This window comes from Longispora albida DSM 44784 (genome assembly GCF_000379825.1).
GTDB classification, from domain to species: Bacteria; Actinomycetota; Actinomycetes; order Mycobacteriales; family Micromonosporaceae; genus Longispora; species Longispora albida.
The window spans coordinates 199,482-222,232 of record NZ_KB903835.1 but is presented as its reverse complement, the minus strand read 5'-3'; the positions used below and the strand labels follow the sequence as shown (position 1 = coordinate 222,232).

At 67.9% G+C, this 22,751-nt stretch carries 13 protein-coding genes; 6 read left to right on the top strand and 7 right to left on the bottom strand.

The features are described 5' to 3' along the window. Nucleotide 1: 1 nt before the first annotated feature. Nucleotides 2-8,641, bottom strand: coding sequence for a LamG-like jellyroll fold domain-containing protein (locus tag A3G1_RS0124345; protein ID WP_169437610.1), 8,640 nt, complete (start codon nt 8,639-8,641; stop codon nt 2-4). 729 nt (nt 8,642-9,370) lie between these two features. Continuing rightward, nucleotides 9,371-9,691, bottom strand: a complete 321-nt coding sequence (locus A3G1_RS0124335; protein WP_018352108.1) for a hypothetical protein — start codon at nt 9,689-9,691, stop codon at nt 9,371-9,373. A gap of 483 nt (nt 9,692-10,174) precedes the next feature. On the opposite strand from A3G1_RS0124335, the gene A3G1_RS0124330 reads away from it, so the two are divergent. Beyond that, on the top strand, nt 10,175-10,819 hold the full coding sequence (locus A3G1_RS0124330) for an HAD family hydrolase (protein WP_018352107.1): 645 nt from the start codon (nt 10,175-10,177) through the stop codon (nt 10,817-10,819). Here A3G1_RS0124330 and A3G1_RS36650 read toward each other — a convergent pair. From A3G1_RS36650 to A3G1_RS0124310, 4 genes are read right to left on the bottom strand one after another with little or no spacing between them, the layout of a single operon-like run. Next, nucleotides 10,806-12,029 carry a helix-turn-helix domain-containing protein gene (locus A3G1_RS36650; RefSeq protein WP_157641368.1) on the bottom strand — a complete coding sequence of 408 codons (1,224 nt, stop codon included), beginning with the start codon at nt 12,027-12,029 and terminating at the stop codon, nt 10,806-10,808. The two genes, A3G1_RS0124330 and A3G1_RS36650, sit on opposite strands and share 14 nt — an antisense overlap. 32 nt (nt 12,030-12,061) lie before the next feature. Beyond that, nucleotides 12,062-13,819 (bottom strand): ABC-three component system protein, encoded by a 1,758-nt coding sequence (locus A3G1_RS0124320; RefSeq protein ID WP_018352104.1) that lies wholly within the window; start codon nt 13,817-13,819, stop codon nt 12,062-12,064. Continuing rightward, nucleotides 13,794-14,063 carry an ABC-three component system middle component 6 gene (locus A3G1_RS0124315; protein ID WP_018352103.1) on the bottom strand — a complete coding sequence of 90 codons (270 nt, stop codon included), beginning with the start codon at nt 14,061-14,063 and terminating at the stop codon, nt 13,794-13,796. Before A3G1_RS0124315 ends, A3G1_RS0124320 begins: the two co-directional genes overlap by 26 nt. Next, a complete protein-coding gene (locus tag A3G1_RS0124310; RefSeq protein ID WP_018352102.1) occupies nt 14,060-15,031 on the bottom strand; it encodes an ABC-three component system protein in 972 nt (323 codons plus the stop codon). Before A3G1_RS0124310 ends, A3G1_RS0124315 begins: the two co-directional genes overlap by 4 nt. Before the next feature lie 580 nt (nt 15,032-15,611). Between A3G1_RS0124310 and A3G1_RS39015 the strand changes: the two genes are divergently transcribed. Beyond that, nucleotides 15,612-16,160 (top strand): hypothetical protein, encoded by a 549-nt coding sequence (locus A3G1_RS39015; protein WP_157641367.1) that lies wholly within the window; start codon nt 15,612-15,614, stop codon nt 16,158-16,160. On the opposite strand, the gene A3G1_RS0124300 is transcribed toward A3G1_RS39015, so the two are convergent. Beyond that, entirely contained in the window at nt 16,157-17,002 is an 846-nt protein-coding gene (locus A3G1_RS0124300; RefSeq protein ID WP_018352100.1) for a hypothetical protein, read from the bottom strand. The genes A3G1_RS39015 and A3G1_RS0124300 overlap by 4 nt on opposite strands. 469 nt (nt 17,003-17,471) lie before the next feature. On the opposite strand from A3G1_RS0124300, the gene A3G1_RS0124295 reads away from it, so the two are divergent. The 4 genes from A3G1_RS0124295 to A3G1_RS0124275 all read left to right on the top strand — a co-directional run bounded on the left by A3G1_RS0124295 (nt 17,472) and on the right by A3G1_RS0124275 (nt 22,498). Next, on the top strand, nt 17,472-18,152 hold the full coding sequence (locus A3G1_RS0124295; protein WP_051110643.1) for a DUF2637 domain-containing protein: 681 nt from the start codon (nt 17,472-17,474) through the stop codon (nt 18,150-18,152). Nucleotides 18,153-18,494: 342 nt separating this feature from the next. Next, nucleotides 18,495-19,901 (top strand): hypothetical protein, encoded by a 1,407-nt coding sequence (locus A3G1_RS36635; RefSeq protein WP_245563586.1) that lies wholly within the window; start codon nt 18,495-18,497, stop codon nt 19,899-19,901. Between the two features lie 197 nt (nt 19,902-20,098). Continuing rightward, nucleotides 20,099-21,559, top strand: a complete 1,461-nt coding sequence (locus A3G1_RS36630; RefSeq protein ID WP_245563585.1) for a type IV secretory system conjugative DNA transfer family protein — start codon at nt 20,099-20,101, stop codon at nt 21,557-21,559. A gap of 129 nt (nt 21,560-21,688) precedes the next feature. Then, complete coding sequence (locus A3G1_RS0124275) at nt 21,689-22,498, top strand: replication-relaxation family protein (RefSeq protein WP_018352097.1); 810 nt, start codon at nt 21,689-21,691, stop codon at nt 22,496-22,498. Nucleotides 22,499-22,751: the final 253 nt, after the last annotated feature.

Below are 22,751 nucleotides of genomic sequence, written 5' to 3'. Positions count from 1 at the left end.
TTCACTTCCCAAAATGATACGCGCCGTCAAGTATCTGGCTATGGTAGAGCGGCGTCACGATGACCAGGTTATCCATATCATACACGCCGCCCCCGCGCTGAATCGGCTGCACATGATGGAGGACGTAGGATTTCCCCCCATTCCACTGGGAGGTATGAGCGATTGGCGCGTGGCCGTTCTTCATGCGCCCGATATTGCCCGGGGAGAAACCTGACGAGAGGCCCGCATCGTTGCCAACGGCTACCCAGAAGGCCTTCCGGAAGTCGTCGAATGTGCTGAACCTCTGCCCACGGAGCTGGTCTGCGATCTGACTCGGGAACCTTCCGGCGTTGCCCTCCGTACCTCGAAGCCACGTGTTTCCGATTTTGCTGCCTTTGCCGGTGGCAATGCCGGGAGAATTCCTCTTCTCTTTGGCTGATCGGCAGTCACCGGCAGGGGTCGGCACGCTCCCGGCGATACCCGGCGAGTCCCCCTCGAAGGTACTTTCAAGCCCTTGCCCAAGGAGGTCTTGGAACATCGAATTGCGACGGCAGCTGTCTTCCCCTCCCGGTGGTGTAGGCGCTCCCGCAGCCGCCAGCCCTGCTGCGATCGGTGCAGTTTCTGCACCTGCCTGCTCTGGTGCGGCGTTCGCGAGCGCGATGCCACCCGTCGTCAGCACCTCGCCAGGAGCGAGCAGTTGCTGGGCGACCAGGCGGGTGGGACTGATGATTTCGGTGAGCGCTGGCCTAACGGCTGCGGGCGGGGTGTATGCCGGCTTGCTACCGCCGGGAACCAGCACTGGTGCCGGTCCGGCTCCGGGAACTGGCTCGGCTTGCGGCTGTGGTTGCGGGCCTGGGCGCTGTCCGTCTCCGCCGCAGTTGACGTGCCACCAGTTCCTGGAGCAGTGGTCGGCTCGCCGCTGGCCTCGTTCTGCCGCGTTGAGGTCCCAGACGATCTGGGCGACCCGCTCCCAGAACGCGACTTCGGCGAGCCTGGCGAACTCGTCTTTGGTCCCCTGGCTCATTCCGCGCCGTCCGCCCGATCCGCTGCAGCCGCAGTGGCCGGTTGGGTCGGTGGCGTTGAGGGGGCTGCTGTCGGCGTAGGTGTAGCGGTTGGCCCGGGTTACCGGGTCGGGGTCGAGGGTCCACGTGTCACGGGAGGTGAAGGCTCCTGTGGCGGGCGTGTACCAGCGGGCGTGGGCGTTGACCTGCCCGGTAGCGGGATCGGTCCAGCCTCCTTGGTATCCGGCTGTGAGGCTGTCGCCTGCCTTGCCCGTGTTCTGACCGTACGGGTCGAAGGCCGCAGAGCCGGTCAGGGCTCCTGTCGCAGGGTCGAAGGTTGCGGTGGTGTCGTTGTGGCCGCCTTCGGTGTAGACGCCGCGTCCTGGCTGGGTACCGGTCTTCTGAGCGATGATCCGTCCCTCGGGGTCACGGTCTGCTGTGACTGTTTCCCCTGCAGGTCCCGGGGTGATGATGGGGTCGTTGGCGAGGGTGGCGTAGGTGAAGGGCGTTCCGTTGCGCTGGCTGATGCGGCCGAGCGCGTCGTAGGTGTAGTTCGTCGTGGCGCTGCTTGTTGTTACCTGGCGGAGCTGCTCGAAGGCGTCGTGTGTTTCCTGGCGGGTTTCGCTGCCCTTGGTGTGGGTGGCGAGGGTTCCGCGTGCTGTCCATATCCAGGACTCGGCGGGGTCGGTGCCGCCGGTGGCGGTCTGGAGGCGGTTGCGGGCGTCGTAGGTGTATGTGCGAGCGCCCGCGGTGGTGCGGTTGGACGCCTTGTCCCACGTGTACCCCGTGACCTGCGCTGCGGGGCTGGTGTAGGACGTCAGGCGGCCGAGGCCGTCGTAGGCGTAGCTGCTGGCGCCGGCCCCGGTGGTACCTGTGGTGGTTTTGGTGAGCAGGCGGTCGGCGTTGTCGTAGGTGTATGCCGTGCTTGCCGTGGCGGTGGTGCTGCCGGGCTGGAGCACGTTCTGTGAGGTGAGGCGGCTGAACGCGTCGTAGGTGAACGACTGCGACGCTTTCGCCGTGCCGCCGTAGCCGATCGCGGCCAGCTCGCCCGCCGGACTGTAGCTGTAGGTGGCGGTACCAGTCAGGGGGCTCGCGACGGTGGTGATGCGCCCGGCGAGGTCGTAGGTCGTCGTCTGCGTTCCGGCCGGTCCTGTGCGGGTGGTGAGGTTGCCGTCGGCGTCGTAGCCGAACGTGGCCTGCTGCCCTCCGGCGAGGGCGGTGATGAGGCTGCGGTCGTTGTAGGTGACGGTGATGTCACCGGCGGGGCTGCTAATCGAGGTCGGCCTGCCCGCCGCGTCGTAGGCGAAAGCCTTGTCTGTTGTAGTTGCGTCTGCGCCTGTACCGGTTTCCCTGGTTAGGCGGCCGAGGGCGTCGAAGGTGCGGGTGCGGATCACCCCGCCGGGGAGGGTTTCCTTCACTGGCTGCCCGGCCGCGTCGTACTCGGTCAGCCAGGTCCGGTCTGCGGGCTGGGGGTGCGCGGGTGTTGCGGGCTCCACTGTGGAGGAATGCAGCCCGAGAGTGTTGTACCCGTAGGTGGTGGCGTTGCCGTTGCCGTCTTGCATGCGGCTGCGGCGCCCGGCGGCGTCGTAGCCCAGCTCCACGGTGATCGGCGTGGACGCGTCGGCTTTCTGTGTAATCGAGGCCAGCTGCCCGGCAGGGTTCCATCCGTAGGCGCTGATGTCACCGGTGAAGCCGGTGATCTGGATGGGCTGGCCGTTCAGGTCGTACTTGCTGCTCCGGGTGCGGTTGATCGCTCCGGTGCCGTAGCCCTGCTCGGCGTAGGACAGCTCGTTGCCCGCGAAGTCGGTGGTGACCGTTTTCTTGTTCGACCAGCGGTTGGCTGTTCCATAGATCGAGGTGACGGACGTCAGCCCGCCCCGGGAGTAGGCGGTTTCGGTGCGCCGGCCGGTTGGGTCGGTGAGGAGTTCGAGTTCGCCGGCCTTGTTGTGCTTCAGGCCCGTCTTGCCGCCCCGCGGGTAGGTGATCGCCGAAAGATATCCGGCGGTGTCGTACTCGCGGGTCGTCGTGTAGTACGAGGTCTGACCGCCAGACCGTTCTGCGACGGTGGTGCTCTGAAGGCGGCCGAGCGGGTCGAAGGCCATCTGCTGAAGTGCGCCGGCGGGGTCGGTGATCTGGGTCTGCTCGCCGCTGCGGTTGTACGCCGCCGACCACACCGGAGAGGTGAGGCTTCCGGCACCATCAGGATCAGGCCCGGTCAGCTTGGTAGGCCGGCCGTGCGGGTCGTAGACATAGGCGGTGGTGCGGCCCAGCGGGTCAGTATGCGAGGCGACCTGGCCACCCGGCGTGTAGGCCACCCGCTCGACCGGCGTGACTGCCTGCCCGCCGGGAGGCGTGTAGGACGGGCGGGTGATAGTGGTGACCCGGCCCGCCTGGTCGAGATCGGCGCGGGTGATGTTGCCTTCAGGGTCCTTGTGGTGGGTGAGCTCCCCGAACGTGTTGTATCCGAGAACCGTCACAGGCCTCGCGCTCTGGCTGAGCACACCAGCGGTCCACACGTCACGGGCCGGTCCGGTTTCGCTGACCGGCAGGCCGTTGATGTCGGAGGTGAGGTCGGTGACTTTGCCGTTCGGGTCGGTGATCGACGTGATGTGCCCGAGGGGGTTGCGGGCGTATTTGGTGACCGCGTCGGTCATGGTGCTCACCGAGCCGTCACGCCGTTCGGTGGTGGTGACTTCTTGGATCCGGCCTGCCCAGTCCCTGACCCAGCGGCTGCCGCCGTAGCCCTGCGTCCCGGCGTAGTAGTCCACGCTGACCGGCGTCCCGAAGATGCCCAGCCCATAAGCCGTCGAGCGGTTGAGGCCGTCAGGGTCGAGGGTTTCCTTGATGAGGACACCGTGGGGGTCGTAGGCGAAGGTGCGCCTGATGCCGCCGGGGTCGGTGCGGGCGGTGAGGTTGCCGGCGTTGTCGTACTCGGCCTGGGTGGTGGCGTGGGCGGTGAAGTCCGTGCCGTCCCAGAATCCGCGTTCTGCGGTCTTGAGCAGCCCGTCGGTGTAGTAGGTGCTGCGGGTGCTGCGGCCCCCCGCGGTGGTGACCGACGCGAGGAGCCCGTTGTCGTAGTAGGCGCGTGACTCCAGGATCAGGCGTGTCGCGGCCGGGTTCTGCGGATCGACTCCGGCCCCGGTCGCCATCGTCTCGGTGAGCTGGTGGTTGTCGTCGTAGTGGTACTCCCGCACCAGCCCCGACGGGTCAGTCGTTTTCACGACGTCACCGAAGGTGTTCCACACCTGCTTGTGCAGTGTGCCGTCGGGGTTTTTCACCTCCGCGGCCCGGCCGGCAGGGTTATAGGTGTAGCTCGTGGTGCGGGCGGTGTCCCCGCCGGTGGAGTCCGAGACGACCTGGGTGGCCACCCGGCCCATGGCGTCATAGGTAAACGTCGTCACGGGGGTGTGGACGACACCGGTGACGGTGTTGGTGACGCCGGGCTCGGTCACGGTGACCGGCTGGCCCAGCGCGTTGTAGGACGTCGTGGTCGTCCCGTACACGGTTCCGCCCGACGACAGCGTCTTCGCCGTGGCGCGGCCGAGCATGTCGTAGGTGTAGGACGTCGTCAGCTGCACCTGGTCGGTGGAGGAGACGAGGTCGCCCTTGGAGTTGTACTTGTAGATCACCGGGTCGTACCGGTCGCGCGGCTCGTGCTGCAACGGCAGCCCCGCTGGCACGGTCCCTCCGCCTTCTGCGGCCTCGGTGCCCGTGGAGTACACGGTTTCTTCCCCGACCGGGACCGGGTACGGAGGCGACGGCGGCTCCGAGGTCTGGGTGACCTGACCTGCGGCGTTGAGGTCGAACGCGACCCGGTAGCGGGTGTCGCCCGCTGACGATGAGCGTGCGTCTGCCTGCCAGATCACCTGGTCGTTGCGCGGGTCGAGCGGGTCGGTGGTGTTGAGGTAGTAGCCGCGGTAGCTGGTCTGCGCAACCGGTGTCGCCGCCGTCTGGTCGCGGTAGGTACTGACGGCCAGGACATTGCCGCGGGCGTCGGTGGCATAGTCGGTGATCTGCCCGGCGGGGTCGGTCATCCTCGAGGCGAACCCGGCGGCGTTGTACTCCCACCTGCGGGTACCGAGACCGTCGGCGCGCTGGGTCATGCGGCCGTTGTGCTCAGTGTCGTAGGTGTACGTGATCTGCGAGCGGCCCTGGGCACCGAGCGTCACTGTCCGTGTCTTGTCGCCTGTGGCCGGCATGCCCAGAGTCCACTGCGCTCCGTCGCGGTCCTTGAAGGTCGACACGCGGCCGGTGACCGGCTCGTAGGTGAGCTGCGCGGCGGTGCTGGGGCCGGGTTCGGTGACCTTCATGAGGCGAGTACCGGTGACCCGGGCTGCGTAGTGTGCGGCGACCTGCTGCGCGGACAGCTCATACCGGTACACGGCCGCGTCGTCGATGCTGCCCGTGAACGGGAAGTTGCCGGTCGCCGGGGCACCGGGCCAGTCGAAGGCGGCACCGTTGCCGATCGCCGCGTGCGTCATGGCCATGTGGGTGAACACGCCGTTCTTCGCCGCGGCCTGCACGCCGTCGACGTAGAGGACCTGCCGGTCCACGCCGGCGGAGAGGACCATGTGGTGCCAGTACCCGTCGTCGACCCTCCCTGCGGACTTCATCAGGCTGGTCGTGGAACCGGTCCACCATTCCGCACGCAGGATCCCGTCGGTGCCGACATACATCGGCGTGTGCTGAGCCGGGGTGGCTGGCACGGGCTGGTCCTGCTCAGCGAAAATCACCCCGCCCTTGCCAGGCTCGGTCTTGAACCAAGCCTCCAGGCTCACCGCACCTGTGGCCTGCAGCATCCCGACCGGCAGCGCAACGGAGCTGCCGCGTGCCGCATCGAAACCGGCAGCCTTGTCCGCTGAGGACTGCAGTGCGCCCGGCTGTCCCAAGGACACATTGGCGTACAAGGCGTCGTTCTTGCCCGCCGAGCGGGCCGCGATGTTCGCCGCAGTGGTGCCGGACGTTTCCGACAGCGGGTAGTAGGCGTAGGGGTTGCTGTCGGCAACCAGCGAACGGTAGAACGACGACGGGGTGTATTCGAACGACACGCACGACTGCGCGGACAGCGGTGAGCACACCTGGGCCAGCTGGGGGCCGCCGTAGATATAGCGCCACACCGACCCCGCGTCGTCGGTCACGGTGGCGATGCGCCCGGACGCCCAGGTCAGGCGCAGCTTGCGGCCCGAGGCGACGTCGATGATCTCGCTGATGCCGTCCGGGCCGGAGATCAGCACCTGTTTACGGCCTGATGCATCAGTGACACCCGCAAGCCTGCCTGCGGCGTCGAACGTGCGCAGGACGCCGCCGGGTTCCCGCAGCGACCAGGTCACGGCCCCGCCGCCGGCGGGGGTGTTCTTGACCAGGGTGCTGTTGCTGCCTTGCGGAGGCACGAATGTGCCGTCGTGGTTACGGCCGTACCGGGCCTCACGGCCTGATGCGAGGGTGACCAGGGCGTTGCCGTCGTTTTCCTGCACGATCCGCTGATCCAGCGGAGATGACCAGCCGGAGCCGAACACGCCGCTCGTCCGCTGGTCCTGGGAGTTGTAGGTGCGGGTGATCGCCAGCGGCGGTCCGGTCACCGCCACGCTCACGTCGGTGTATGTCGCTGTGTAGTTGCCGGCCTGGGGGTTGATGCCCGGTACGTCGGCGCCGTCGGGTGCGCCGGCGAGGTGGGCGGTGATTTCCGGCTGTGCGGTGATCGGCGTCAGATAGACCGGATCGGACACCGGGCCTGAGGCGATGCCGTCACCGACCTGCGCCTGCCACCACGACTGCTTACCCCAGGACAGGACACCAGCCGGGATCGTCCAGGAGGCCGAATTGATCGTGCCCGACTCCTGGCAGCCTGACGGGGCCGCGGGTGTGCCGTTGCAGATCCTGAACCAGTACTGACGGGCCGTGCCGTACCCGTCCGGGTCGTCATAGCCGACCCACAGCGCCGGGCGCAGCGTCGAGACGATCCCGTCCTGCCCGGGGGCGTAGCCGGTGATCCGGGGCGGCCCGTTCTCGACCTTGATCGGGATCTCGGCGACCGGGCTGGCGAACCAGTTCCTGGAGGCGTCTTCCATCTGCAGCTGAAGCTTGTAACTGCCCGGCGGCAGCGGCTGCACCGTGATCGGGATATCCCCCGTCTGGTGCGGGCCAATGTTCCAGGACGGATAGAACCAGGAACTCCACGCCCGGTGAGACCCATCGGCGTTCAGGACCCGATAGAACAGGTGATAGCTGTCCCCGTTTGCGGGTTTCGGCGTCCATGTCGACGAACCCCAGTTCGTCGCCCGCACCACCAGCCCACCGGCCTGCGTGCCGGTCAGCGCCGGGCTGAACTGCGGGCTGGGCAGCGAGTACTGCGCGCCGTTGTCGGCGTAGGTGACGTCCAGGTACGGGGCGGCGCCGCGGATCGTGGTCTGCGTGGATGCGAAACGCTTCCAGCCCTTGGAGTCGGTGTCGGAGGCACGCAGCACGAACCCGTGGCTGACCTCCGTGCCGTGCGCCCAGGTGGTGAACCGCTGCGCGTCGATCGGGAAGCTTTCCCACGCATCGGCGCTGCCGCACGGGTTGTAGCCATGCGCGAACGACTTCGAGGCCAGAGGCGATGAGGAGTCGTAGGCGGCGCCGGGCCAGCGCAGCTTGTGCCCGTCCCAGAACTCCGTTGCCCGGTACACCGTCACCGGCCGCGCGTCACACGACCACGACCACGTGTTGTACAGATTCAGCGACGCGCCCAGGACATACTTGTTGGCCAGCCGGCCGCCCATGTCGTTGGCGAACGACACGTACGAGGCGGTCTTCTCCCGGCCCCCGTTCCACGTGCCGACCGTCAGATCAGACGCGGTGGCGTTGTTCCCGTTGTTCGTCGTGGACACGAACGTGTCATCGGTGTCCGCGCCGATCCGCAGCGACGGGTCCACGATCACCGGATACTGCCGGTCCGGGTCCCGCAGCCACGCATCGTCGATGTCGATGCGCAGCGCCTTGCCGCCGTTGTGATCCACGATCGTGTACCGCACGTCGTAGGACATCGCACCCGCACCGGAACGCGGGTCGATCTTCGAGTCCGTCATGTACGGGGCCGGGATCTCACCCCGCACCGTTCCCTGGCCGTCGATGAACCGCACACCACCGGTGTCCGGATCCACCATCGCCACCAGGCCCGCCGACACCGTGAACGGGAACAGCCAGCCCGCCCCGGCATCCGCCGACTGCAAGACCAGCTCTTCCTTCAGGCCCCACGACGCCGACGTCAGCAGCACATCAGCACCCGGGCGGATACCGGCGTAACGCATCACCTGCCCCTCGGGGGCACCCGTCACACCCGCCGCGCCGTCCAGGCGCAGGGACACGCTCAGCCCGCCGCCCAGCCCGATCGTCTCCAGCGCCGGGTCATCACCCCGCGCCGCGACGCTCACATCCGCGCCCGCCACCGGAACCCACCGGCCCGAGGCGTCCTGCCGCCACGTCAGATCAGAGGCGACCATCGACCGGCCATCAGGGCTCGCCGTGAACTGCGGAGACGAATACGTCCGCAGCGTCTTCGACCCGTCAGGGTTCGCGAACACCGTCGACGTCGCCGTCCGGTCCGCTTTCAGCTCCCGCGAACGGCCCTCGGAAAAGCCCTGCACCACAGGACCTTCCTGCCGCACCGCCACAGGCGCCGTCACACCCGAAGGCTGCGCGGCCTGCGGCAGCACACTCGCGTGCGTCACCTCCGGCCCCACAGCACCCGCAACCTCCGCAGAGGACTTCCCAACCGCCGGAGCACGACCCGCCGCACGATGCGGCACCCCGGCCGCCGACCCCTCCTTCTGCACCGGCGCCCGGCCAGCACCCGGGGCCGCCCCAGGATCCGCCGAAACCGGAGCAAGAACGGGCAGTGTCGCTAGAAGCGATGCCACTAACCCGGTTAGTACACATCGGGCGCTCCAAGCCCGCACGGAATGTCGCATATGGACCCTCCCCATTGATAAATTTGCCTCGGCACCCTAAACCAGGCCACCCCAGCGCACAGCCCCGCATGAACCGGCAGCCCTCCGGCCCTCACGGAGCGCTACACCAGTCGCGTGCCGCCCTCACGGGTAGCGGCACCCTGCGTGACGGACGTGACCCAAAACACAACCCACCCGCGCCGGCCGCTACCAGGCGGCCGAGGTTCCAGCACAGCCGTGAAACAGGAGACTCGCCGGGCCACGGGCAACCGGTGAGCCGGGCTGCGGCACAGTCAGCCTTGCCTGGCTCGGCTTCTCATAGCCGGTGATACAGGCCGATGTAGACACTGCACGGCTGGTAGGAGTGGTTCTTGACCTCGTGCCGTTGGAGTCTGGGCTTGAGTTCGCCCAGCTCATCACGGCACCCGTTCACGTCGGAGCAGGTGACTTTGATCGACAGGCCGATCACGCCGGCCTCGCGTGATCGATGACGAGCTCGGCGAAGGCATCGAGCACACCTGGGTCGTGCAGGTCGTCGGACAGGTAACCGTGATGCAGCATCAACCGCTCAAGGCCGGTGCGGGTCACGATCACGGTGCAGCCTCCGGGAGCGCCTGGCCCAGGGCCGAAGCCGTAGCGGCCGTTGCGATCCCGGTAGATCAGCGGACCATCGCAGTCCGGCGCGTAGAACTCCATGAAGGAGACGATCTTCGCGCCAAGCTCTTCGCGCTGCGCGGGAGTTGAGTTCAGCAAGGTGCCCTCCGGGGAGACCGGGAAGCCAGGCATCTGATCTGTACCTGTGCCAGCTTCCCGCCTTCACGTCCTGCCTGGCTGGCCGCGAATGCGCAGGTCCCCGTCCCGGGCTTCTCACCCGGATCGGCCCTCGGATTCGCAGTCCGGTTCCAGAAGCCAGGATCCTGTTCCTGGCCTGCTTCCATTGACCCGCATCACGGACTCCCAGGTTAGAGGGCCGATGCCGACATCGCTGTTGTCCGCATGCCCAGCACACGCCACCGGGGAATGGCCAGAGTAAGCGCGGGGACTCGGCTCCGGATCTCTATCGACAGCCCGCGGACCCGGCTTTAACTGCAAGGGGACACGCACCCGCGAACGGTGCGGGGAAACGGCCCCCGCGCCTGCGAAGCAAGCCCTCGTGCGTCCGCTGCCCTGACCTGCCGCACACCAGATAGCCGGCTCTGCCAGGAACGCTCACGTTACCGATAGGGTCGGGAATGCAGTGCCGGAACCACCTGCCGTGCGGAGGTCGCAGTGATCAGGTCCGTGGTGTTCGATGTCGGCGAGACGCTGCTGGATGACACCCGGGAGTTCGGGGTATGGGCCGACTGGATCGGCGTGCCCCGGCATACCTTCTCCGCCGTCCTCGGCGCGGTGACCGCCGCGGGCCGGGACAACGCCGAAACATTCCAGTACTTCAAACCAGGGTTCGACCTGCACGCCGAACGCCAGCTCCGCGAGGCAGCGGGACTCGGGGAGCAGATCACCGACACCGAGCTCTACACCGACGTCCGGCCCGCGCTGCGGGAGCTACAGGACAGGGGCCTGTGGGTAGGCGTCGCGGGCAACCAGACCGTCAAGGCGGCAAGGCTGCTCCGCGATCTCAAGCTTCCCGCTGATGCCATCGCGACGTCTGGTGAATGGGGAGTGGCAAAACCCGATCCAGCGTTCTTCGACCAGGTCGCGCAGTTCGCCCCTGGCGATCGTTCCGAGATCGTCTACGTCGGCGACCACCGCGACAACGACGTGCTTCCCGCACACACGGCGGGAATGCGCACCGTCCTGATCCGCCGCGGCCCCTGGGGTCACCTGTGGGCCGATGATCCCGCAGTCACCGCAACCGCAGACTGGATCATCTCATCGCTGGCCGAGCTGCCAGACCTGCTCACCCAGCGATAGCCGGCAGCACCCGCGCCCAGCGCGCCAGCTCGGCCAGTGCCCCGGGCGGTGACACGCGGCGGCCGAGAAGCTGAGCGACAGCTGCCCGGACCTGCGGGTGCTGGCGGATGTGCTCGGGAGCGATCTGCCGGGCGATCCCGAGAGACTCCGTCGCGTCTTCCGAGAAGCCGGCCTGCACCTGTGCGCGGGCGAGATCCACGAAAAAGTGCGAGCGGCGCTCTGCGGGCATCGTCACCGGGGGAATCCAGCCCCCGGCAATGGCCAGGCCGCCGGCGGGATCACCGCTCTCAACGGCCAGTGCCAGGTGATGAATCCGTACCGAGTCCGGGCCGAACGCAGTACCGCAGTACATCCCTTCCGGAATCTTCCGTGCCACACTCGCGGCTTCCTGAATGTGAGCCGCTGCCACGTCAGTCTTCCCATCGCACGCGGCCAGGACGGCGGCTCGCATGTGCAGCGCCCCGTAGCCAGCGGAGAGAAGCTTGTTCCTGGGCGCGACTGTGTCAGCGGCACGCTCCAGCATCCGCCTGCCGCTACCCCAATCACCAGTAGCGAAGAACGTTTCCGCACGCACATAGGAGCTGGCGGCGATCACCGCCTGATCACCTGACTCCAGCGCGACCGCGCCCATCAAGCCGATGATGCGCGCCGACAAGTCATGCAGGCCGAACTTGTCAGCAATCGCATCAGCAGCACGATACGCCTGCGCCAGCAGCACCCTGCACCGCTGCCGCTCTGGCCCCCGGACCGCGCAATGCAAGCCGGCGATCACGGCAGGAAGACTCACCGCGAGGCTGAGATATCGGGAGTTCAGGCGATCGTCCACCATCCTCCGGACCGAAGCCTCCAGAAACGCCTGCGGCAAGTGGAGGCCTTCTTCGGGCAGGTCGTGCATATCCAGGACCCGCCGCAACGCTGGAATATGATCAAGAACGTCAGCGCGATTTTCGCCTGGTTGCGTTGTGGCCCAGGCCAGCAGTGCGCTGAGCTCATTACCGCTTCCAAGAGCCTCATCGCAGCGACGGGCCAGGTCAGGCTGTGCTCGCCGCTCCCCTTTCTCGATCCTTCCGATCAAGTCTCCGCTGACGAACACCTCTGCACCAAGCCTGGCCTGGGACAAGCCCCGCTGCTCACGAAGTAACCGCAGACGCGCGCCGAAAAGGTGCAGCGGCGACAGCTCAGGCCGCAACTCGCTCGGACGCTGCGCCAAAATGCCCTCCCGCGCATCACATCGACTGTGGCCTATCTTGTCGAGCCGAATCGGAAGCCGAACAGGCCTCCGCCTTCGTATTCGTCTGTCAGCCTCGGCTTGATGGTCCGGCCGGCTGGGTCGAAGCCGCGGCCGGATGCCTTGGCCAGTTCGTCTGAGTTGAGGGTGATGATGTATTGCATTTGTTCCTCGCGGCAGATTTCGCTGGCGAGCGTGAGTGCTCGGGCGACCTGGCGTTCGTCCACGCCGTCGAACAGGTGGCTGTCGTGGACCAGGAAGTCCGGTGCCCGACGTGCACGGTGAGCGAGGACGGATATGGTCAGGTCGAAGCAGAAGATGACCATGTTTCCGATGCCGCCGCTGTCGTCGCTGTCGATGTGCGGTTCGATCTTGAGGCTTCGCTCTGACGTTCCGATGAGCAGGTAGGCTTCGCGTTCGGGGCCGTATAGGCCTTTGGCGAACCTGTTGAAGAGAACGACCGCTTCGTCGACCATCCCGCGGCGCTCATCAAGGTCGACTTCCATCTGCTGCTGGAGCACCACGCGCTCTTGCTTGATCTGCCGCTTGTTCGTCTCCAGAGCCTGCGCCGCCTCGAAGCGATGCCGAAGTGCCCCCAGGTGTGCGCGTTCCTGGGCGAGGGACTGCTGGAGGGTGGTTAGCGCGTCGAGTGCCCCACCCTCGTCAAGTGCTCGCAAGATGGCGGCCAGCTCTTCTCCAAGGCGGTTACGGTCCTCGTCGCGCTGCCGGATCCGATCCTTGATCACGGAGGCTTCGTCGGCCAGGTACTGGCGGCGGTTACGCACCACGGACCCGTGGAAAGCCTGGACCTCGGAGAAGCTGCGGCGCACCTGGTCGCCGAGCACGATGCCGAGTTCGTTGTAGGCGGACTCGAGATAGTCCATGTCGGGGTCGCTGGCCTCGTTGACGGAACGTTCGATGTCGGCCAGGTTGGCGCGGTCGATCACATCGTCGTTGCGCGATTGGCGGACTCGCTGATCCAGCTCGTCCGCCTGGTCGCGGAGGTTGTCGTATTCGGGCACGACCCGGAAGGCGGCAATCTGGCGTTGCAGCTCGCCGACACGGTGTTCTGCGAGAGCGATTTGCCCACGGAGCTCGGCGGCCTGGCCAATGACCTTTCCCAGCACAGGATCAGCGGCGGCCTTGCCGAGCTGCTTGCTGACGTTCTCCCGGGCCGTGAGCGCGCGATACCGGTCGGCGAGCTGCCAGTCGATGCCGAGCAGATACGCCAGGTGAGTCATGGCCTCGGCGGCGGACTGCTTCGGGAAGGTGCTCGTGGGCTCGTTGAACGCGTGCGAGCGGGCCCGGCGCATGAGGAACCCGAGAAGAGTGCGCCCGGAAATGCCCGCGTGCTCAGGCGGCAGGCCGAACAGGTCCCGTTCGATCAGGTGCTGCCACTCGTCAATGGGCACTTCGACCTCGGTGCCGAGATCGAGCTGGCCTGCTGCCGCACCGTGCGGGCGGGGGGAGAGCCGGACGGCGTTGGCGCTAGTCGCGCACCGCTGCACGGTCAGTCCGCCGGGAAGGCGAGGCCAGTCCAGGTGCAGGCGGAAGGCGGTGTCGCGTAGCTCAGGCTGCCCGGCGAGGGATCTCTTGTCGCCGCTGCCGCCGAGCAGGAAGTGCAAGAGCTCGATCATGCTGGACTTGCCGGCGCTGTTGCGGCTGTCAGTGTCGGCTGACGCCCCGGTGGTGTCAGCTACGAGGATGTTGAGCCCCTCGTGGAAGCGGAGGGTTTTGAACCGTGGATCATTGGCGCTGAGCTGCCGCAGCATCCGCCCTCCGTTTCATCAGCACGTCGTTGTCCATCTCCACCACACCCAGCGCGTACAGGGTGTCCAGTGCGAGGACGAACCACCAGAACGGTACCGGCGCGGAGTGCCCATGATCGTCACGCCACCTGCGAAGCCGCGCCCACGCCTGGCTCACCGTCAACGGGCCGTCCATGACCGCCAGGATCTGGGCACCGACAGCCAGCAGCGACCGCTGTGGGGCTATGCCTTTGGTCGGGACGATCATGACAAGGCCACCTCCCTAACGTGTGATACCCAGTCGGCGGGAGGTGCCTCGAAGATGTCGCAGTTCTCGAAGAAGTAAGCGAGGATTACGCCGAGGGCCATCTCGCGGGGTCGAGGAGGGCGCTGATTGCCGAGCACGTAGCTGCCGAGTTCGTAGATGATCTCGGAGGGAGTCGTACAGACCTGTGCGACTTGGCGGTAGTAGGCGTTGAATCCTTTTGCGGTCTCGTCGCGGGCGGTCACGTCCGCGCGTCCGGCGTAGTACTCGTCGAGGAGGTAGGTGTGCCTCATCCCGCGCAGCAGTACTTCGCGGTCGTCCTCGGTGAGCTGGTTGTAGTCCATCTTCGTCCCGGATACCTCGGGCAGCGGCGCTGGGCGGTGCTGCCCGTTGGCGGGGGTCCGGTTGGCAACGAGGTGCTCAAGTAGCGGCTCCAAGTCAGCGAGGCCGATGGCGTGGACGACCTCCTTGACAGGGATCTCGGCTCCGAAGACCTCTTCGATCTGTCCTCTGGGCAGCTCGTACAGCCTGCGAAGCAGGCGCTCAGGGCCAAGCGGTTCGAAGCGCAGCTGCGGGTGAGCGGCACGGGCCTGAGCGAGAAGACCAGCGATCACCGGATGCAGGCCCTGCCGTGGGTCGTTGTAGACGAATACGAAGGTCTCGAACTCCGCCTTGCGCTTCGCCAGGGCTCCGGCCAGGTCGCCAGCGAACTTCTTCTCCACGTCCTTAGCGCCCTTTGCGTCGAAGACCTCGGGTCCATAGCACGCATAGAGCTTGCGATCATGAAGGCTCAGGCCATCCGCGGAAAGGTCTCCGATGTTGCCGTGAGTCCGGACGGCGACGAAGTCGGGATAGCGGAGCGTCATGACCTGATGGAAGAACGTCTCGAACGCGGTGCCGTGCAGGTCGGCCATCCGGTCTCGGAACATCGCCTTCACGTACATCTTCTGGGTGAAGGTCAGACCGCTCATCGATCCCCCCGCTCGACATCTGAGCACCGAACGTAGCTGATCCACCATCCACTGTGAAGGCCCGGAACAGCTAGACAAGGAAGCCGAGACGTACACGCGACCCCTTCTTCGGCAGATTCACGCGGATTAGACAGAATACAACCGGATTGTTAAGACGACATAGCCGAGCACAGTACAGATGCCCGACATGCTGACACATGATCAATTCTTAGGTGATCTCCCGCTGCCGCCTTGTCCGCCAGTCATGATCGGCAGGCCCTCAGCGACCCGTACCTGCCAGCCGTCTTCATCGTCTCCACTGCCGTCATCCGCAGGTCAGAGGGGTTGCCAGCGGTCGCGAAAACTCCCGGACAGCACGTGAAGGTGGCAGGCTGTGAGGGTGGCACGAGCTGGATGGACCCGGAGCCAGCGGGCGCGAGTGGCCGCGCGCCGTGGCGGGCTGGTGCTGCACGGTGCGGGTTTACCGCGAACACGGACGGGGTGGCTAGCGCGGACAGCTCATGCTCGCCAGGAATGGCTTGCTGCCCGGGAGGAAAAGGCACAGCCTGCCGCGCCTGACGTGGGCTTGCTGCTGGTTCCGGTGGATGACCCGCGTCTGGCGTGGCCGAGACCGCCTCTGGCCGCGCCGCCCCGGCTGGGGAAGGCGGCGCGGAAGCGGTGGGCTCTGGCGGCCGAACTCGCCGAGGAACTGGCCAGCGGGGTGGTTGCGGCTGTGGCAGGTCATGATCTGGTGTCGGCGGTGTCGGTGGCGCTGCCGGTGATGTCCTCACCTGCGGTGCGTGAGGCGGTGGAGGGTGCTGCGGGGCTGGCGGACAGGTTGCCGCACCGGGTGCGGGTGACCGCCGGACCTGGCGGGAACGTCGTACTGGTGCAGGGCGAGGAGTTCTCGGTGGTGTTCCGCTTCGTCCCGGACTGGGCACCGGTCCTGGTTCTTACGGACAGCATTCCGGGGTTCGCGGTGCGCGTGGATGAGGATCTGTCCGGGGACGGGTCACGGCGGGTCGCGCTGATGGTCTCGGGGATTCTTGAAGCCCGCGCCCGGTCTGGTGATGCTGAGCGGCGTGTGCTGCTGGACCGGCTCAGGTCAGGCGGCCTTCCCCGGGCGAGTGCCGCAGGCCCGCTTGTCTAGTTTCCCGCTGGCGGTTCTGGTGCCGTGGCGGGGGTTCGGGTGTGGCCGAGGAGTGCTGCGATGAGGTCGAGGGCGCGTTTGTGGCGCATCATCGCGGCGGTGCGGGGGATGCCGAGTTCGTCGGCGACGGCGGGGATGGTGCGGGTTTTCAGGCCGCCTGCGGCTGCGTCGGTGTATTCGTAGCGGGTACGGGCAGCGAGTTCGGCGTCTTGTGCGGTCAGCCGAGACCCGCCCTTGTTGCCGGCGGTCGCAGCGACCAGGTCAGCGAGGGTGACATCGGGGTGCTCTGCCGCTGGGTGCCGGGGCGGGGCGGAGGTGTGGTCGCGGCGCCGGAACGCCTGCCAGGCGGCGTCGATCGCTTTCTCGAGGTAGTCGTCTTCGGCGGGGCGGGTTTCGACCTGCCGTTCGAAGTATGCCTTGGTGTGGTCGCGGGCCTGCCCGATCGCGCGGGACGCGACATGCGGGCGGGTGATGTCGAGGCGGTGTGCGCCATCGGGCTTTATCTCCGACAGCACGCCGAAGAACTCGATGGTGATCCGCCGGTGCACGTCCCGGATCACCGATGCGGGCCACAGCCTGCCGGGCCGTAGTCTCCACGCCGCCCGGTACAGGCCCGGGTAGGCCGCCGCGAACGCGACGAGGTACCAGTCTTCTCCCTCATCGCGGACCCGCTCGACGATGTGACGCCACACGGTGTCCCGCACCTGCAGGGGGGTGCTCTCGTCCAGCACCAGCGCCCGCAGCTCAAGGGGCTTCAGAAGCTCCCCGGGAGGACTGCCTCCGAACCAGCCCCGCGCCACACCGGTACCCCTGACCTGCAGGGCCTGATGCTCCGTCACCACCAGCGGCAGAGCATTCGGACCCGGCGCGCTATCGGCCCCCGCAGCCCCGTCCGGCTCATTCCCCGGTTCCGGCTCAGCGGGAGCGGGCGCGGGCTCTGCGGTCACCAGCAGCACTCCCCTTTCCCCGCGTCGCCAGCCGCGTCAGCCAGACCGCAGGCACATGGCAGGGCGTCCGGCAGGCGGCAATTCCGAGCGTACGGCCTGCCGTACCGGCCCGGTCACGGAAAGTAGTTTCCGGGTTGTTGTGATGATTGCGGGGTCCGGGTTCCCCTTCTGTAGGTGAGGGCTGAGAGAACCGGCCCTGCCGTCCCCGTGTCCCTGCCCTGGTGGCAGGTGTTCCCTGCGGGGCGGTTCCCGTTCGCACACCGTGAAGGAATCCCATGCGCTGCCTGCTGTTTCCCCTTGCCCTCACCGGCGCGATGGCCGCTGACGCCTATCGCCCGGTTTCCTCTGATCGTGCGGGAGGTTCATGAACGCCGGAACCCGCCCTCCCGGTGATGGCTCGCCGCCTGCTCCGGCGCGGGGTGTGCGGATCGCGGCGACCGCGACGGTCGCCGTTCTCGCGGGGGTCGCTGCGGCGATCTCTTATGACCACATGCGGACCCTGGCGGTCGCGCACGGCGAAAGCGGCTGGCGGTCGCACGCTTTTCCCGTCTCGGTGGACGGCATCGAGGTCGTCGCTTCCCTGGTCCTGTTCGCCGACAAACGGGCAGGCCGCATCTCCGGCTGGCTGCCGTGGGCGGCCCTGGCCGCGGGAACGGCGGCGAGCATGGCCGCGAACGTCGCGGTCGGCGGGCACGGCCTTGTAGGGAAGGTCGTGGCGGGCTGGCCCGCCCTGGCGCTGCTGATCGCGGTCAAGCTCCTCACCGGCATCCTCGACCCCCAACCTGCCAGCTCGCAGGAGGCCGGCCCCTCCCCAGCACCGCCGGAACAGGCCCGTCCTGGTACCCCGCCACCAGGTGAAGGCGGCCGGGAGCTGGAGCTGCTGCCAGCCGCGAGAGTCGCAGCCGCCCGGCTGCGCGCCCGAGGTGCTCCGCTGACGCGCGACAGTCTCGTCGCGCAGATGCGCACCGACGGGCACACCGTCCGCAACGCCCGCGCGTCGGCGCTGCTGGCCGTGCTGCGCGGCGAGGAAACCGGCGTCCGGTAGCAGACCGGGCACAATCACCGGCCCTTGATCAGCCGGACGGATGAATCTGGAGGTTCTTTCCCGGAAGTTGTGATGAAACCCGGGGCCGGCTTCCCCTTCTGTATGTGAAGGGGAGAAACGCAGCCCCTCCCGCTGTGCCGCACCCGCGGCACGGCAACGTCCGCCAGAAAGATCGAACCTTGACGCCTGTCACCTTCTCGCCTCCGTCCTGGGGCGCGGCACTCGCCGCGCCCCTTTCCTCTCTTCGACCCGGAGCCCTCATGCCCCTGCCCGATCCCGCTGTCTCTATTGCCCGCGCCGCGGTGTTACCCGCTGCGGTTGTCTCCACTAAGGACTCTTCTCTTGGCTGAATCCCTGTCCCTGATGTTTCTCGTCCCGGGCGCGGCACTTGCCGCGCCCTCACTGTTCGTTCAGCAAGGAGGTGCTCTTCTTCCCGCCGCGTACCACTCCGGTGCGATGATGGCCGCGAGTCCTGCGCCGGGTACGGGCGAGTGGTGGGAACAGTCGGTGTTCCCTGCGCTCGAGTCGTTCGCGGCGGAGTGGTCGCCGTGGGTACCGCCGCTGGTGTGCGGGCTGCTGGCCGTGCGGATCGGCGTGAGGGCCGCCCGCCGGGCGGTGCATGAGAAAGCCGCCGCACGGGGTTACTGGCTGAAGGTCACCCCGCCGAGGGCCACCGACCCCGCCCGGGCAGTAACCGCGTGGCGGCTCCTGGCCGCACTCGCGGCCCGCGCGGCGAAAACCTCGAAACTCGTCACGCTGCCCTTGGCGTTCGAGTTCGGCCGTGATCCTGTGAGCGGGCGGATGGCTGCTGGGGTGTGGCTGCCGGCCGGGGTTCCGCAGGCCGCGGCTGCCGCCGAGCTGGGCCGGGTATGGCCGGGTGCCGGCATCGAAGCAGCATCCGGTCCGGTGTTCGCCGGCGGGACAGTGGCGTGGCGGCTACGGGCCACCGTTGCCGACCACGGCCCGCTCACCGACGATGACAGCCCACCGGGGCTGCGTTCGGAACGCGGTGGTGCCGACGGTGATCTTCTCCGCCCGGTGCTGTCCGCGATCACCCAGGCGGAAGCACCGGTGATGGTGCAGGTCCTCGTCCGGCCAGCACCGGCACGCAGGTTGCGGGCGCTGCGGCAGGCGTCTCGCCATCCGGTGAGGCCACGCCGCCCTCTCGAACGTCTGGCCACCGGGGCGATCGGTCTGCTGGCGGAAGGTATCCGCGGGCTGCTGTCGATCTTCCTTCCCGGCCAAGGCGCCCCCGCGTCCTCCCGGAACGCGGGGCCGCGCCCCGTGCAGCCGTGGGAGAAGGAAGGCATGGAGGCCTCGCGCCGCAAGCTCGCGGCCGGCCCGCATTTCCTGGCCACCATCCGCATCAGCACCCCAGGCCCCGCAGGCAGTGCGGAAGCGAGGCGGGCAGCCGACGGGTTCGTCTCCGTCACCCGGGCCCTCACCCCGGTGAGGATGCGCCGTGCCGGGCGATGGATCCGGTACCGGCGTGCCCGGCCAGCCGACTGGTTCCTGGTCACGGCCGGGGAACTCGGCAGCCTCGCCCGCCTGCCCGCGGACCCCGCCCGTTACGGCATCACCACCGCAGCCGCCCACCGGCCCGTCGCCGCTGATGCCCGCCGCAGCGGCCAGCCCGCCACCGGCAGCGGAGCCGATCCGGACTGGCACGACGGCGGCTGGACCCAGCCCGCTGGCCCGGCCGATTCCAGCACTACCCCTGAAACCCTTACCGACAAGGATTCTTCCTGATGCGACACCTCCACGATCCCTCTGCTATGGACGGCCGCGCCGATGTGCGGCCGTCCCGCTCCTCTGCCACTTCGTCCCCGCCGGCGGGGCCGTCCCGGCCCGTCCCCGTCCCCCTGGACCTCGTCCCGGCATCGTCCCCGCGCCGATCCGACCCGAAACCGCTCGGGTTCCCGCCCTTCGAGCCGAAAGCAGACCTCGTGTGCGTGGACGTGGCTGACGCCCGTCATCACCTCCACGTGCCCGGCCCCACGGGCACGGGTAAGTCGACGCTGCTGCTGAACCTGATCATCACCGAAGCCCGCGCCGGGCGCGGCATCATCGTCCTCGATCCGAAAGGTGACCTGATCCGCGACGCCCTGCACCGCCTTCCCGCCGAGGCGGCTGGCCGGCTGGTCCTGATCGACCCTGACGAGAAGGAAGCACCGCCCGCGTTCAACCTGTTCGACCTCGGCCACGATCCAGCTGACACGGCCGATCAGCTTGTCGGGGTGATGGCGAAAGTGTGGGCATCGTCGTGGGGCGGCAGGCTCGAAGACCTCGCCCGCCACGCCGTGGCCACCCTCGCTCACGTACCAGGCTCCACCCTCGCCGACATCCCGCCGCTGCTCACCGGAAAAACGTTCCGCGACAGCGTCCGCGCCAGGGTCCGCCGTACCGCAGATCCCCTGGACATCGCCAGCCTGGAGGCCTTCTGGGCGTGGCATGACCAGCAGTCACCCGGCGAGATGAACCGCCACGCGGGCCCTCTGCTGTCGAAACTCCGCGCGGTGCTGTCACGACGTTTCGCCGCTGACCTGCTCGGCACCGCCGCTTCCACTTTCAGCCTCACGGATGTCCTTGATGGAGGGATTCTCCTGGCGCGGTTGCCGAAGGGAACCCTGGGTGATGACACGGTCCGGTTGACCGGGTCGCTGCTCCTGGCGTCGGTGCTGCGTGCGGCGGGAAAACGCGGTGACCTGCCCGAACATGAACGGCTGGACGCCACTGTCGTGATCGACGAGTGCCACAACTTCCTCAATCTGCCCATCGCCATCGACGAAGCGCTCGCCGAGACCCGGGCTCTGCGGCTGTCGTGGATCCTCGCGCACCAGCACGGAGCCCAGCTCACACCGTCTATGGCGGCGGCGATCGACGCCAACGCCCGTAACAAGGTGTACTTCTCCCTCGCCCCCGCAGACGCCAAGGCCTGGGCTCATCACACCGCCCCGTACTTCGAGCCGGAAGACCTGGCCCGGCGTGAGGCCTACGGCATCGTCACCCGCCTCGTCATCGACGGACGCGACGCAGAGCCCTTCAGCCTCACCACCCGGCCAGCTCCGCCACCATCCCCCGGCCGCGACCAGTTCCTCCGGACTGCGGCTCGGGGCCGGGGCCTGCCCGCCGATACCCGCAGGGCGCTGGCCGCGGCACGGCTGCTCCCTGCGGGCCGGCCCGATCAAGCCGGCTCCGGCAGCCAGCCCGCAGCCAGTCCCGGGCTACCGGTCGCCTTCGGTGTCCCCCAGCAGCGCGATCGCCGCGCCGATGGACCCGGACACTCACCCGGAACCTCATCCGGACCGTCCCCCGTGCACGAACATCCGGCTGAACCTCCGGCCCGCCCGCCTCTAACAGCGCAGGTCAGTGCCCCTGCCGCGTACACCCCTGGAAAGAGTGACTGATACATGCATCCCGCAAACCGTCTCCCCAGCCCCGCTGGGCAACCTGATTCCGCGTCCGCCCGCAGCGGTTCTTCCCGCCCAGGTCCGGGGAGTCCTGCCGTTTCTGCCCGCAGGCCGTCCGAGCCGTCCGTGGCCGGTGAGCTGCGGCGGCTCGGTGAGCGTGACCGGTGGCTGCTCGGCCTTCTCGCCGAGCACCAGGTCCTCACCACCGCCCAGATCGCCGGGCTCGGGTTCAGCCACCCCCACACCGCCCGCAACCGCCTAGCGCTCCTGCACTCCCGTGACGTCCTCATCCGGTTCCGGGACCTCGTCCGCCCCGGATCGCAATCCTGGCGGTGGTGCCTCGGCCCCATCGGCGCCGCCTACATCGCCAACCGCGACGGGCAGCCCGTACCCACCAGGGCCACCACGCTCAAACGCGCCGACCGGCTCTCCACCTCACCCCGCCTCGCGCACCTCCTCGGAGTGAACGCGTTCTTCACCGATCTCGCCATCCACGCCCGCACCACCGGCGGTGACGCGGAACTGCAGGTGTGGTGGTCAGAGAACGCCTGCCGCCGCAACGCCACCGGGGAACTCGTCCGCCCCGACGGGCACGGCGCATGGCGGGAAGGCGAACAGGTCCGCGAGTTCTGGCTCGAGTACGACAGGGCCACCGAAGACACCAGCCGGGTGGTCGCCAAACTCGACGGCTACGCCCGCCTGCACCGGGCCACCGGGCTCGGCCACGTCATCTGCTACCAGATGCAGACCCGCAGGCAGGAAACCGAACTCACCAAAAGACTCGCGGCTCATCCCGCCGTCGCCAGCGGGCTCCTCACCGTCGCGACCATGAGCGAGGACGGCCACCCCGCCGGCACCGTCTGGCAGGTCGCCGGCAGCGAAACAGGGCACCGGAGAAAGCTGATCGAACTCCCGTCCGCAGACCCCCGCCGCTGAACAGCGGCCGTCCCCAGCACGTCCCGCCAGTACCCGCCCAGGAGCGTGAACCAGCCCGCCTGGCTCACTCCGCGATCCGGCCCGGCCTCGTGCCGTCCCCGGAAACCTTTATCCCGTCAGCAATCCGTCCTGCCTGAAGGAGGCCCTTTGCCATGTGCGCGCCCGTCCGTCCCCGCCTGTCCCTCACCGGAGATCCATGTCCTCCCAGCCCCCACCGCAACATGACGCACCACGCGCGGAGTCGAGCTATCGT